The 13,522-nt window shown below is 70.6% G+C and carries 13 protein-coding genes; 7 read left to right on the top strand and 6 right to left on the bottom strand.

What is annotated here, in order from left to right; all coding sequences use genetic code 11:
- Positions 1-2 precede the first annotated feature (2 nt).
- The 6 genes from QTI51_RS14855 to QTI51_RS14880 all read right to left on the bottom strand — a co-directional run bounded on the left by QTI51_RS14855 (position 3) and on the right by QTI51_RS14880 (position 5,739).
- A complete protein-coding gene (locus QTI51_RS14855) occupies positions 3-416 on the bottom strand; it encodes a DUF6194 family protein (protein ID WP_286514742.1) in 414 nt (137 codons plus the stop codon).
- Between the two features lie 93 nt (positions 417-509).
- A complete protein-coding gene (locus tag QTI51_RS14860; RefSeq protein ID WP_286514745.1) occupies positions 510-1,523 on the bottom strand; it encodes a tripartite tricarboxylate transporter substrate binding protein in 1,014 nt (337 codons plus the stop codon).
- 22 nt (positions 1,524-1,545) lie between these two features.
- Positions 1,546-3,072 (bottom strand): sensor histidine kinase, encoded by a 1,527-nt coding sequence (locus QTI51_RS14865; RefSeq protein ID WP_286514748.1) that lies wholly within the window; start codon positions 3,070-3,072, stop codon positions 1,546-1,548.
- A 24-nt stretch (positions 3,073-3,096) separates the two neighbouring features.
- Entirely contained in the window at positions 3,097-3,762 is a 666-nt protein-coding gene (locus QTI51_RS14870) for a response regulator (RefSeq protein ID WP_286514751.1), read from the bottom strand.
- Between the two features lie 26 nt (positions 3,763-3,788).
- Positions 3,789-4,832 (bottom strand): Bug family tripartite tricarboxylate transporter substrate binding protein, encoded by a 1,044-nt coding sequence (locus tag QTI51_RS14875; protein WP_286514754.1) that lies wholly within the window; start codon positions 4,830-4,832, stop codon positions 3,789-3,791.
- Positions 4,833-4,911: 79 nt separating this feature from the next.
- Complete coding sequence (locus QTI51_RS14880; protein WP_116909730.1) at positions 4,912-5,739, bottom strand: IclR family transcriptional regulator domain-containing protein; 828 nt, start codon at positions 5,737-5,739, stop codon at positions 4,912-4,914.
- 199 nt (positions 5,740-5,938) lie between these two features.
- On the opposite strand from QTI51_RS14880, the gene QTI51_RS14885 reads away from it, so the two are divergent.
- The 7 genes from QTI51_RS14885 (at position 5,939) to QTI51_RS14915 (ending at position 13,516) form a co-directional block, all read left to right on the top strand.
- Positions 5,939-6,862 carry a shikimate dehydrogenase family protein gene (locus tag QTI51_RS14885; protein WP_286514758.1) on the top strand — a complete coding sequence of 308 codons (924 nt, stop codon included), beginning with the start codon at positions 5,939-5,941 and terminating at the stop codon, positions 6,860-6,862.
- A 49-nt stretch (positions 6,863-6,911) separates the two neighbouring features.
- Positions 6,912-7,745 (top strand): shikimate dehydrogenase family protein, encoded by an 834-nt coding sequence (locus QTI51_RS14890; protein WP_286514760.1) that lies wholly within the window; start codon positions 6,912-6,914, stop codon positions 7,743-7,745.
- A gap of 16 nt (positions 7,746-7,761) precedes the next feature.
- Positions 7,762-8,976 (top strand): 3-carboxy-cis,cis-muconate cycloisomerase, encoded by a 1,215-nt coding sequence (gene pcaB, locus QTI51_RS14895; RefSeq protein ID WP_286514762.1) that lies wholly within the window; start codon positions 7,762-7,764, stop codon positions 8,974-8,976.
- Positions 8,977-9,014: 38 nt separating this feature from the next.
- On the top strand, positions 9,015-9,464 hold the full coding sequence (locus tag QTI51_RS14900) for a carboxymuconolactone decarboxylase family protein (protein WP_286514764.1): 450 nt from the start codon (positions 9,015-9,017) through the stop codon (positions 9,462-9,464).
- A complete protein-coding gene (locus QTI51_RS14905; RefSeq protein WP_286514766.1) occupies positions 9,461-10,714 on the top strand; it encodes a multidrug effflux MFS transporter in 1,254 nt (417 codons plus the stop codon). The genes QTI51_RS14900 and QTI51_RS14905 overlap by 4 nt, the downstream gene beginning before the upstream one ends.
- Positions 10,711-11,475: an alpha/beta fold hydrolase gene (locus tag QTI51_RS14910; RefSeq protein WP_286514767.1), complete on the top strand. Its 765-nt coding sequence runs from the start codon at positions 10,711-10,713 to the stop codon at positions 11,473-11,475. Before QTI51_RS14905 ends, QTI51_RS14910 begins: the two co-directional genes overlap by 4 nt.
- A 133-nt stretch (positions 11,476-11,608) precedes the next feature.
- Complete coding sequence (locus QTI51_RS14915; RefSeq protein WP_286514770.1) at positions 11,609-13,516, top strand: bifunctional sugar phosphate isomerase/epimerase/4-hydroxyphenylpyruvate dioxygenase family protein; 1,908 nt, start codon at positions 11,609-11,611, stop codon at positions 13,514-13,516.
- The last annotated feature ends 6 nt before the right edge of the window (positions 13,517-13,522 follow it).

Below are 13,522 nucleotides of genomic sequence, written 5' to 3' on the forward strand. Positions count from 1 at the left end.
GGCTACCTGCCGCTGTTCCGCTCGGTTGCCAGCTCGATGGCCAGATCGTGCGCTTCGGCAAGCAGCGGCTTCACCCGCTCGAAGGTCTTCGCGCTCGGGTTGATCACGCTCACCCAATGCGTCCTGGCGTACACCGGGTGCGGCATGAGCGTGTCGAGCGCGGTGTGGTCGACCGGCTCCTGCGCATCGCCGAACAGCCCTTGGAAGCTGGCCTTGCTCACGCCGATGTTCAGGCGGTACAACCCGCCTCTATCGAGCTGCGAGGCCTTGTCGGACGCGCTGTCCTTGGTCACGATGGTCGCGAACGGAAACTCGTTGCCGTCGTCGTGAAAGAAGAAGGTGTTGTCGTCGGCCATCTCGAAGTGGCCGCCGGCCAGCATGTCGATCAGGTATTGGGTGAGGGTGTCTTCGGTCATGCGGGGAAAGGAAGTGGCGGGCAAGGCGCTGTCGAACGTCGAATGTCGGATGCGCATGATGCCCGCACTCGGTCAGCGGCGGTCGCCGGGTGCTCAGGGCTTCCAGCGCCGCAGCCCCAGCTCGTCGGCCAGCTGCTGGTAGCCCTTGATCTGCGCCTGCACATAGTCGTCGAGCGCGGCGCCGGTGAGCGCGAAGGGGAACAGCCCGTGCTGCTCGCGCAGCGCAGCAAAGCCGGGCGCGGCGCTGGCCTCGCGAAAGGCTTGCACCCACGCGCGCACGGCCGGCTCGGGCACGTCCGCGCTCAGGTACAGGCCGCGCACGGTCGGCCACACCAGGTCGATGCCCTGCTCGCGCGCGGTCGGCACGCCGGTGAGCGCGCCGCCCAGGCGCTGCGCCGACAGCACCGCCAGCAGCCGCACCGCCGCGCCGCCGGCCATGGCCTGCAGCGCCTCGGCCGCATCGCCGGGGAAGGCATCGACGTGCTTGCCCTGCAGCGCCCCCAGCGCGTCGCCGCCGCCTTCGAAAGACACGAAGCGCATCGCCTTGTGGTCGCGCCCGGCGGCGCGCACCAGCAGCGCGGCCTTCACCCAGTCCTGGCTGCCGACGGTGCCGCCCGCGCCGAAGGCGATGCGCGATGGGTCTTGCCGCAGCGCGGCCACCAGGTCTTGCAGGCGCTTGTAGGGCGAGTCGCGGTGCACGGCGATCACGCCGTAGTCGGTGCCCAGCGTGGCGATCCAGCGCACGGCCGAAGGCGCGTGCGGGCCGAAGCGGCCTTGCGCCAGGTTGAGCAACGAGCCGCTCGAAAACGCCACCAGCGTGCCGGGCCCGCCGAGCTTGCCGGTGGCGATGCGGTCGAACGCGACGGCGCCGATGCCGCCCGGCAGGTAGCGCTGGCCCAGCGGCGGGCGCGCGGGGCGCACAGCCTGCAGCGCGTCGCGCGCCAGCGCGCAAGTGAGCGCGAAACCGCCGCCGGCCTTGGCGGGAATCACGCAATCGGCGGCGTCTTCGGAAGGGTCGCCCGCCGCCATCGCGCGCGGGGCGAACAGCGGCAGCAGCAGCGCCGGGAGCGTGCGCAGTGCGTGGCGGCGGGTGGTCTGCAAAAGCATGAGGGAGCGTGGGTTCGGCGCTTCAAGTGGCGGCCGGCACCTGGACCGGGGCTTGGACCGGGGCCTGGGCCGGGGCCTGCGCTGGCACGGGGGCGCGCGGCCACCAGATGATCGCATGCAGCCCCCGCCCGGCCTCGCGCGCCTCGAGCCGCAGTTCGCCTTGGTGGCGCTGCGCGATGGAGCGCGCAATGGCCAGCCCGAGCCCGAAGCCGCCCTTGCCCGCGCGTGCGCCGCGTCGGAAGCGCTGGCCCAGCGCGGCGCGCTCCTCGTCGCCCAGGCCGGGGCCGTCGTCCTCCACGTTCAGGCTCCAGCCCGCGGCATCGCCCGCCGCGAAGAGCGTGACCGTGCCCTCGGCCGGCGTGTAGGCGATGGCGTTGGCCACGAGGTTGGCCAGGGCCTCGCGCAGCAGGCCGCGGTCGGCGACGGCGACGAACTCGGGCGTCGGCGAACGCGTGCCCAGGTCGGTGCCCAAGTCGATACCCAGGTCGATCTGTTTGGCGCGCGCCAGCGGCAGCAGGTCGAGCGCCACCTCGCGCAGCAACGCGGCCATGTCGAAGGCTGCGGGCTCCACCGCCACCGTGTCGCTGCGGCCCAGCGCCAGCAGTTGCTGCGCGCTGCGCGTGGCGCGGCCGATTTCGGTGCCCAGCGCATCGAGCGCCACGCGCACCTGCGCCGGGTCTTGCTCGCGGCGCGCGTAGTCGGCCTGCATCTGCAAGGTGGTCAGGTGGGTGCGCAGCTGGTGCGAGGCGTCGTCCAGAAACTGGCGCTGCTGCGTGACCAGCGCCTGCGTGCGCGACATCTGCTGGTTGACCGCCGCCACCAGCGGGCGCACCTCGGCGGGCAGGTCGTGGTCGGCGATGCGTGTCAGGTCGTCGCTGGTGCGGGCCTGCACCTCGCGCGCCAGCCGCGACAGCGGGCGCAGCGCCGCCGCCAGCGCAATGGCGGTGCCGCACAGCAGCATGGCCAGCACCAGCCCGTCGCGCAGCGCCGCGCTGCGCACGAAGCGCGCGCTGAACTCCTGCCGCGAGCGCGTGCTTTCGCCCACCTGGATGAGCACGCTTCGCCCGGTGCTGCCGGCCGGCGCGCGGTCGAGGTCGCGCCGGTAGGCCGCGAGCCGCACGGCCTCGCCGAAGTAGGTGGCGTCGTAGAAGGCCGGCACGCCCATCGCCAGTTCGGTGGGTGGCGCGGGCAGGTCGGCGCTGCCGAGTTCCACCAGCCCGTCGGACGTCGACACCCGGAAGAACACCTGCCCGCTGGCCGTGAGCTCGAAGAACTCGAACATCGTGTAAGGCAGCTCCACCGACAGCCCGCCCGAGGCGGTCGAGATGTTGGCGTCGATGGACTTCAGCGCGCCCAGCAGCGAGCGGTCGTAGGCCGCGTTGGCGGCGGCCAGCGCGTCGTGCCGCGTCATCCACAGTTCGAGGCCGGTCACGACGAGCAGGGCGGGGAACAGCAGCAGGGCCAGGCGCTGCCACAGGCTGGCGCGCTGCAAGCCTTGCAACCCCCGCAAGCGCCCCAGCCGCTGGTGCCATCGAGGCGGTGCGTTCACATGTTCACCTGTTCACCCATTCGATCAGCCTGCTTCCAGCACATAGCCCAGCCCGCGCAGCGTCACGATGCGCACGCCGCTGCCGTCCAGCCGCTTGCGCAGCCGGTAGACGAACACTTCGACCGCCTCGGGGTGCACCTCTTCGTCGTCGGAGAACACGCGCTCCAATATCTGCTGCTTCGACAGCGGCTCCCCGCTGCGCTGCACCAGCACGCGCAGCACGGCCAGCTCGCGCGGCGACAGGGCCAGCGCCTCGCCGTTCAGCGTGAAGTGGCGGCGCGCGCCGTCGTACACCAGCGGCCCGCAGGCCAGGCGCGGGTGCTCCACGCCGCGCGCGCGGCGCACCAGCGCATGCAGGCGCGCCTCGAGCTCGGCCAGTGCAAAGGGCTTGGCAAGAAAGTCGTCGGCGCCCGCGTTCAGCGAGGCCACGCGCTCGCTCAGCGAATCGCGCGCCGTGAGGATCAGCGCCGGCAGCCGCTGGTCGCGCTTGCGCAGGCGCTGCAGCACGGTGTGGCCGTCCATGCCGGGCAGGCCCAGGTCGAGCACCAGCGCGTCGTGGTCGCGCTGCTGCAGCGCCCGGTCGGCCAGCCGCCCGTCGTCCACCCATTCGACCTGGATGCCCGCGTGCTCCAGCGCCTTGCAGAGCCAGGTGCCCAGGGTGTGTTCGTCTTCGGCCAGCAGGATGCGCATGGCGCCGATGCTAGGGCCTGGCGCAATCAATCCGGCTTGATGTTTGCCCTTGCGATCACCTTCTGCCAGCGGGTTTGTTCGGCCGCGATGAACTGCGCGAACTGCTCCGGCGTGCCGCCCACGGCCTCGGCCGCATCGGCGGTCAGGCGCTGCATCGAGTCGGGCGACTTCACGGCCTTCATCGTCTCGGCCGAGAGCTTGGCCAGGTTGGCCGGCGCGATGTTGGCCGGCGCCAGCATGCCGTACCACTGCGTCATCTCGAAGCCGGGGAAGCCCTGCTCGGCCACCGTGGGCACGTCGGGCAGCTGCGCCAGCCGCTTGGCCGAGCCGGTCGCGATGCAGCGCACCTTGCCCGCCTTGATGAACGGAATGATCGCCGCCGCGCCGATGGCCGAGGCGTCGAGCCGGCCCGAGAGCAGGTCGGTCACCATCGGGCCGGTGCCGCGGTAGGGCACGTGCAGCATGAACACGTCGGCCGTCATCTTCAGGTACTCGAAGGCCAGGTGGCCCGCGCTGCCGTTGCCGGCCGAGCCGTAGCTGAGCTTGCCGGGCTTCGACTTGGCGTAGGCGATGAACTCCTTCAGGTTCTTCGCGGGCACGTCTGGGTGCACCACGTACAGGCTGGGCACCTTGGCCAGCAGGCTCACGGGCTTGAAGTCCTTGTTGGCGTCGTAGGGCAGCTTGGCGAAGATGTATGGGTTGACCGCCAGCGTGCCGATGTGGCCCAGGATGATCGTGTGCTGGTCGGTGGCGCGCGCCACCTCGCTCATGGCGATGTTGCCGGCCGCGCCGGGCTTGTTGTCGACAAACACGCTCTGGCCCAGCGTGCGCGAGAGCTCGGCGGCGGTGGATCGCGCGACGATTTCCGAACTGCCGCCGGGGGCGAAGGGCACGACGAAGCGGATGGACTTGCTGGGCCAGGCGTCTTCGGCGCGGGCCAGCGAAGGGAGCAGGCCGCCGAGGGCGAGGGCGCTGCCGGCTTGCAGCCAGTGGCGGCGGTTCAGCGCGCTATTGGTCTGGAACAGGTCGGGCAGGTCGGGCAGATTGGACGGATTGGACGAATCGGACATGGGGCTTGTGTCTCCAGCGCTTTTGGATTGAAAGCGCGGATGGTGCCCGGGGGATGCTGTCGGAATGCTGTCAGCGGCCTCAGATCAGGTTGCGCATCGCCTGCGCCGTCTCTCGCAGCACCGGCAGCACCCGCGCCACCGCGTCTTCCGAACTCTCGTGCCCCATCGGCATCGTGATGTTCAGCGCCCCCACCAGCGTGCCGTGGCGGTCGCGCAGGGGTGCCGCGATGCCGCGCGAGTTCAGGTCGAGCTGCTGTTCCGACAGCGCCCAGCCCTGCGCCCGGATGCGCGCCAGTTCCAGCCGCATGCGCTCCATGCTGGCGATGGTGTGCGAGGTGAACACGGTCAGGGTCTTGGTGGCCAGCCACTGGTTCAGCTCGGCGTCGCTGCGCAGCGCGAGCATCAGCATGCCCGAGGCCGTCACCTGCGCGGGCACGCGCGCGCCCAGCACGTAGCCGGTGCTCATGCTGCGGTTGGGGCCGTTGCGCGCGATGTAGACGACCTCGTCGCCGTCCATCACGCTCAGGTACGCGAACTCGTTGGTGCCGGCGGCCACGCGCTGCAGAAAGGGCTGCACCACGCGCGGCAACCGGGCCGATTCCAGGTACGACTGGCCCAGGCGCAGCACGCGCGGCGTGAGCCAGAAGAGCTTGCCGTCGCTGGCCACGTAGCCCATGTGCTGCAAGGTGAGCAGGTAGCGCCGCGCGGCGGTGCGCGTCATGTTCGTGCGCTGGCCGGCCTGGCTGGCGGTCAGGCGCGGGTTGGCGTCGTCGAAGGCCTCGATGATGCTCACGCCGCGCTCCAGCCCGGCGATCCAGTCGCGCTTGTCCAGGCCCTCGGGCGGGGCCGAGCCGTTGTCGGGGTCGCCGTCCAGGCGGGTCGCCGTGCTGTTCTTGTCCTTCGTCATGGGCGGAAGTGTGCCTTCGGTAAGGAGCTCCCGGTGCTCTGGTGGACCCCATGGAAACCCTTGATTTGAACGATCATCAATTTTTATAGTTCGATAATCGCACGTTTGGCCGGACGCAAGCCTGCAGGAACTGTGCAAAGCGACTATAAAGCTCGGCATCCGGCCTCGAAAAGAGCGATTGACGAACGGAAGCAAGCACATGAGCCATTCCATCCGCGGCAGCACCCAGGCGTACCTGATTCCGGGCGACCCGGTTCGCAACGTGCGGCTGCCACGCATGTTCAACGCCGCCTTCGAGCGCTACGACATCGACGCGGTGCTGCTGCCCATGCAGGTGCCGGTGCGCGACTTCGCGGTGTTCTTCAAGTCGGCCTTCCTGGCGCGCAACGTGCGCGGCATGGTCATCGCGCCGCCGCACAAGCCGCTGGTGGTCGACCTGCTCGACGGCTGCGGCCTGTTCGGGCGCGTGGCCGGCTCGGTGAACGTGGTGCGCCGCACCGAAGGCGACCAGCTCGAGGGCGACCTGTTCGACGGCGAAGGCCTGATCGGCGCGCTCGACCACTGCAACATTCCCTTTCGTGGCAAGCGCGTGCTGATCCTGGGCGCGGGCGTGAGCGCCGCGGCCATCGGCGTGGCGCTGGCCGAGGGCGGCACCGTGAACGGCGCGGAGCACATCGCCTTCTTCGACACGGCCGCCGGCAAGGCCGCCGGCGTGGCCGCCAAGCTGAACGCCTTTTTCGACGCGACCGTGGTCGCGGTGGAAAGCAACGCGCCCGAGGGCTACGACCTGGTCATCAACGCCACGCCGCTGGGCCTGGTCGAGGGCGACGCGCTGCCGGTGGACGTGACGCGCATGGACGGCCACGCGGCGCTGTTCGACATCCTGCTGCGCAACCAGCCCACGCCGCTGGTGCGCGCGGCACGGGCGCGCGGGCTCAATGCGCAGGCCGGCTTCGAGATGCTCATCCAGCAGATGCCGCACTACCTGCGCTACTTCGGCCACCTCGACGCGGCCACCGCGCTGCAGGCCGACGCCAACTTCCTGCGCGAGATCGTCTATCCGCCGGCCATGCACGCCGAGATTGCGCAGCCGCTGCGCTACCACTCGCCCAGCGTGGCCTGAGCGCCTACCTGTTCAAACGCTTCAGCAAAGTTCCAGAGAAACGAACGACATGATTTCCGGCAAGACCACCCTCATCGCCCACCTGGGCTTTCCGACCGAGGCCTTCAAGGCCCCGATGATCTACAACCCCTGGTTCGACAAGCACGGCATCGACGCGGTGGTGGTGCCCATGGGCGTGAAGCCCGAGGACTACGCGGCCTCGCTGCCGCAGATCTTCAAGTTCAGCAACCTGCGCGGCGCGCTGGTGACCATGCCGCACAAGGTGACCACCATGCAGCTGGTCGACGAGGTGACGCCCACCGCGCGCGTGGCCGGCGCGTGCAACGCCATCCTGAAGCGGCCCGACGGCACGCTGCTGGGCGACCAGTTCGACGGCGCGGGCTTCGTGCGCGGCGTGGAGCGCAAGGGGCGCCTGTTCAAGGGCACGCGCGTGCTGGTGTCGGGCACCGGTGGCGTGGGCTCGGCCATTGCGGCGTCGATTGCCGCGGCCGGCGCCGCCGAGCTGATGCTGTTCGACATGAGCGAGGCCTCGGCCGACGCGCTGGCCGCGCGGCTGCGCGACAACTATCCGCAGATGAAGGTGAGCACGGGCTCCAAAGACCCGGCCGGCTACGACGTGGTGGTCAACGCCACGCCGCTGGGCATGAAGGACACCGACCCGATGCCCTTCGACGTGGACCGCATCGACGCGGGCACCTTCGTCGGCGAGGTCGTGATGAAGACCGAGTTCACGCCGCTGCTGCTCGCGGCCAAGGCCAAGGGCTGCCAGGTGCAGGTGGGCACCGACATGCTGTTCGAGATGATTCCGGCGTACCTCGAATTCTTCGGATTCGGCACAGCGTCCCCGGAGGAATTGCGTGCCGTGGCCCAATTGAAATATTGAAAGACCAGGTCACCGCATGAGTATTTTCGAAGGCTTCCTCTCCACATCCGAAACGCTGGGCGCCTTCAGCGACCGCGCCTTCGTCGACGCCATGCTGCGCTTCGAGGCCGCGCTGGCGCGCGCGCAGGCCGCCGAGGGGTTGATTCCCGAGAGCGCGGCGCACTCCATCGTCAGCAGCTGCAAGGTCGAGCTGTTCGACGTGGCAAAGATCGTGCGCGAGAGCGGGCGCGCGGGCAGCGTGGCCATTCCGCTGGTGAAGGCGCTGCGCGAGGCCGTGGGCCTGTTCAATGCCGACGCCGCGCCCTTCGTGCACTTCGGCAGCACCAGCCAGGACGTGATCGACAGCGCCATGGCGCTGGTCACGCGCGAGGCCGTGGCGCTGGTGGAAACCGACCTGGCCAAGGCCGCCGACGCCCTGCTGCGCCTGGCCACGTCGCACGCCGACACGCCGATGCTCGCGCGCACGCTGATGCAGCCGGCCTCGGTGACCAGCTTCGGCTTCAAGTGCGCGGGCTGGGCCGCGCCGCTGGTGCGCAGCCGCATCCGTTTGCGCGAAGCCGCCCGGCACGCGCTGCAGCTGCAGCTGGGCGGCGCCGTCGGCACGCTGGCGCAGATGAAGGGGCAGGGCCCGGCGGTGCGCAAGCGCATGGCCAAGGAACTGGGCCTGGGCGACCCCGGCGCCACCTGGCACACGCAGCGCGACGAATGGGTCGCGCTGGGTTGCGAGCTGGGCCTGATGACGGGCAGCCTCGGCAAGATCGCGGTCGACATCTCGCTGCTCGGCCAGTACGAGGTGGCCGAGGTGACGGAGCCCAGCGAGCCCGGCCGCGGCGGCTCGTCGGCCATGCCGCACAAGCGCAACCCGGTGGCCTCGATGGTGGCCATTGCCGCCGCGCACCGCGCACCGCAGCGCGTGGCCGCCTTGCTGGGCGCGATGCCGCAACAGCACGAACGCGCGCTCGGCGCCTGGCAGGCCGAGCTGGGCGAATGGCCGCAACTGCTCATGTCCGCCCACGGCAGCGTGCGCGCCATGGCCGGCGCATTGCCCGGCCTGCAGGTGGACGCCGCGCGCATGCGCGCCAACATCGACCGGCTGCGCGCCGAACTCCCACGCGACGCGGCCGACGAATGGTTCGACCCCGCGCTCGCCCTCCACGCCGGCCAGACCGCGCTCGCCGAAGTGAAGGCGCTGCAGGCCCGGCTCACCGAACACAAGGAACTCTCGCAATGACCGCCCCCGAATTTCCCGCCGAACCGACGGCTTCCTCAGTGCCAACCGCCTCTGTGGTGCCCGCTGAGGGCTACGAGTCCGGCCTGCTCAACCGCCGCCGCGTGCTGGGCGACGCCTGGGTCGACAAGTCGCTGGCCAACCGCAACGAGTTCAACGCCGAGTTCCAGGAGCTCATCACGCGCCACGCGTGGAACGACATCTGGGGCCGCCCCGCGCTGGGCGACAAGACGCGCCGCTACATGGTGCTGTCGATGATGCTGGGCATCCACGCGTACGAAGAGTTCGCGATGCACGTGCGCGCCGCGCTCGACGGGCCGAGCGAGTCGCGCCTGACGCCCGACGACATCAAGGAAGTGATCATGATGGCCGCCATCTACTGCGGCGTGCCCGTGGCCAACCATGCCTTCGGCATTGCCACGAACATCCTGCGCGAGAAGGGGCTGCTGGCCCCGGCTTCGGCCCCGGCAGCCCAACCCGCGAGCAAGTGAGCGCGCCGGTCGCCCGCAAGGGCCGGTTCGACGTCAGCTTCACCTTGCTGCTGCCGCTGCTGCTCGCCGCGCAGCCGGTGGCCACCGACAGTTACCTTCCCGCGCTGCCGGCCATTGCCAGGGAGCTCGGCTCGGCCAGCACCAGCCTTACGCTGTTCGTGCTGGCCTTCGGCTTCGCGCAGCTGCTGTGCGGCCCGCTGGCCGACCGCTTCGGGCGCCGGCCGGTGCTGCTGGCGGGGCTCGGGTGCTACGTGCTGGCCGCGCTGGGCGGCGCCTTCGCGGGCAGCGTGGCGTTGCTGGCCGGCTGGCGCACGCTGCAGGGCTTTTCGATGGCGGCCATCCTGGTGTGCTCGCGCGCCGCGGTGCGCGACCTGTACCCCGCGCACGAAGGCCCGCACGTGATGGCGCGCGGCCTCACCGGGCTGGGCGTGGTCGGGCTGGCCGCGCCGCTGCTGGGCGCGTGGCTGGTGCAGGGCGCGGGCTGGCGCTGGGTGATGGTGGCGATGGCGGTGTATGCGTCGGTGCTGTTCGCGCTGTGCTGGCGCTCCTTCGGCGAAACGCGCCAGCCCTTTGCCGCGGGCGAGGGGCAATCGTCCGCGCCCCGCGGAAGTGCCCGCGCCGTGTTCGCGAGCCGCTCGTTCCGCGCCTGGGCCTCGGTGGCGGCCACCACCTACGGCGGGCTGTTCTGCTTTCTGCTGCTGTCGCCCATGGTCTACATCGGCTACCTGGGCTGGTCGCCCGCGTGGTACGGGTGGATTCCGGCCGGCGGCTCGCTGGTCTACATCTTCAGCACCACCATGTGCCGCACGCTGCTGCGCCGCTACGGGCCGGTGCGCACGGTGCGCCTGGGCGCCTCGCTGAGCCTGGCGGGCCCGGTCATCCAGGCGCTGGGCTGCCTGCTGCTGCCGCTGAGCGCGGTGCCGCTGCTGGTGGGCCACGCGGTGTACTGCCTGGGCCACGGCATCCACCAGCCCTGCGGCCAGGCCGGCGCCGTGGGCGACCTGCCGCACCTGGCGGGGCGGGCCGTGTCATGGTCGGGCTTCGGCATGATGATGGTCGCGTTCTGCGTGGGGCAGATCGCCGCCCTGTTCGTCGACACCCGCTACTCCAACGGCGCCTGGCCGATGGTGCTGCCCATGCTGCTGGCGGGCTGCGTGCTGATGGCCATCGCGTTCTTCTGGCTGCCGCGCCTGCAGCACCACCAACCTTCCCCAACTCCTGCACACCCGACAAAGGAACCCACACCATGACCCGCTTGAATGTCGTTCGCGAGGGCAGCGGCCCGTTCGTCGTGCTCAGCCATGCGCTCGGTTGCGACCTGCGCATGTGGGACGCCGTGGCCGCGCAACTGGCACGCGCCCACACCGTGCTGCGCTACGACCACCGCAACCACGGCGCCAGCGAGCTGGTGCCCGGCCCGCTGCGCATCGAGACGCTGGCGCAGGACGCGGCCGAGCTCATCCAGCGCGAGACCGGCGGCGAGCCCGTGCACTTCGTCGGCCTGTCGATGGGCGGCATGACCGCGCAGGCGCTGGCCGTGCGCCACCCCGAGCTGCTGAAGACGGTGGTCATCGCCAACTCGGCCGCCTACTACCCCGACCAGGCGCCCTGGCGCGCGCGCGAGGACACGGTCAACGCCAAGGGCGTGGCCGCCATCGCGTCCGGCGCGGTGTCGCGCTGGCTCACGCCGGCCTTCGTGGGCACGCCCGAAGGCGCGGCCGCCGCCAAGGCGCTGCACGACACGCTGGTGCGCACCGACGCGCAGGGCTACATCGCCGCCTGCAACGCCGTGGCCGCCATCGACTTTCGCGAGAGCAACCACCGCTTCACAGTGCCCACGCTGGTCATCGGCGGCCTGCAGGACGAGGCCACGCCGCTGGCCATGTCCGAGGCCATGGCCGCGGCCATTCCGGGTGCGCGACTGGCCACCATCGACGCCGCGCACGTCAGCGCGGTCGAGCGCCCGGTGGAGTTCACGCAGCTGCTGATCGACTTCTGGCGCAGCCTTTGAGGCGCGTTGCGGGGTCGCCGGACCTAGGTGTATCCCGTATTTCGTTCGATTAACGGACGTATTTGATCGATCATCGATCAAGAGGGCGCTGAATAGATTGTGGGGCGGGCCGGGTGTTTCTAAAGTCCACCCCATGCACCGCTCCATTGCCACCGTGTCGCTCAGCGGCACCCTCCGCCAGAAGCTCGAAGCCGTCGCGGCCGCCGGTTTCGACGGCATCGAGCTGTTCGAGGCCGACTTCATCAACTTCAAGGGCACCGCCGCCGACCTGCGCCGCATCACCGCGGACCTGGGCCTGAGCATCGACCTGTACCAGCCGTTTCGCGACTTCGAAGGCATGCCCGAGGCGCAGTTCCGCCGCAGCCTGGAGCGCGCCGAACGCAAGTTCGACCTGATGGAGGCCATGGGCGCGCCGCTGGTGCTGTGCTGCTCCAACACATCGCCGCTGTCGGTGAACGACCCGGCGCTGGCCGCCGCGCAGCTGCACGAGCTGGCCGAGCGCGCCGCGCGCCGCAACCTGCGCGTGGGCTTCGAGGCGCTGGCCTGGGGCCGCCACACCTCGCTGTACGGCCAGGCCTGGAACATCGTGCAGCAGGCCGACCACCCGCACCTGGGGCTGATTCTCGACAGCTTCCACACGCTGTCGCTGAAGGACGACCCCGCGGGCATCGCCCACATTCCGGGCGAGAAGATCTTCTTTCTGCAGATGGCCGACGCGCCGCTGCTGGCCATGGACGTGCTGCAGTGGGCGCGCCACCACCGCTCGTTTCCGGGTCAGGGCGACTTCGACGTCGTCGGCTTCTTCGAGCAGGTGCTGCGCGCGGGCTACACCGGGCCGCTGTCGCTGGAGATCTTCAATGACATCTTCCGCGAGACGCCCAACCGCCGCACCGCGGTGGACGCGATGCGCTCGCTGCTGTACCTGGAGAGCGAGGCGCGCCAGCGCATGGCCGCCACCCCGCCGGTGCAACCGCAGCGCGTGGAGCTGTTCAACCCGCCGCCGGTGCCGGCGCTGTCGGGCCTGTCGTTCATCGAGTTCGCGGCCGACGAGGCCTCGGCCCCGGCGCTGGAAACGCAGGTGAAGCAGCTGGGCTTTCGCCGCATCGGCAAGCACCGCTCCAAGGCGGTGACGCTGTACCGCCAGGGCGAGATCAACCTCATCGTCAACGCCCAGCCCGACTCCTTCGCGCGGCAGCGCTTCGACGCGCACGGCACCTCGGTGTGCGCGCTGGGCGTGCGCTGCGACGACCCGCTCGCGGCCGTGGGCCGGGCTACCGCCATGCGCTCGCAGCGGCACGACAGCCCGGTCGGCCCCAACGAGCTGCGCGTGCCGGCCATCGTGGCGCCGGGCGGCAACCTGCTTCACTTCGTGCCCGAGGCGCTGGGCGCCAACGGGCTGTACGAGGCCGACTTCGTCCTCGACGATGCGGGCCCCGACGCTGGCCCCGAAGCAGGTCATGAAGGAAACGACGCCGGCCTGCAGCGCATCGACCACGTGGCCCTGGGCCTGGCGCTCGACCAGCTCGACACCTGGGTGCTGTTCACGCGCGCCGTGCTCGGGCTGGAGGCCGGCGAGAGCCTTGAGCTGGCCGACCCCTTCGGGCTCATTCGCAGCCGCGGCGTGGCCAACGCCGAGCGCAGCCTGCGCCTGGTGCTGAACGTGTCGCTCAGCCAGCGCACCCGCACCGCGCGCACGCTCAGCGTGACCGGCGGCGGCGCGGTGCACCACATCGCGCTGGGCTGCGCCGACATCTTCGACACGGCCGCGCGGCTGCGCGCCAACGGCACGCGCTTCGTGCCCATTTCGGACAACTACTACGACGACCTGGCCACGCGCATCGACCTCGCACCCGAGCTGCTGGCGCGCATGCGCGAGGCGGGCGTGCTGTTCGACCGCTCGGCGGCCGGGGACTACCTGCACATCTATACCGAGAGTTTCGAGGGCGGACTGTTTTTCGAGGTCGCACAACGCGTGGGCAGCTACGACGCGTACGGTGCCCTCAATGCACCGGCGCGCATGGCTTCCCAGGCGCAGGATTGATTCGTT

The sequence above is a fragment of the Variovorax sp. J22G73 genome (genome assembly GCF_030317035.1).
GTDB lineage: Bacteria > Pseudomonadota > Gammaproteobacteria > Burkholderiales > Burkholderiaceae_C > Variovorax.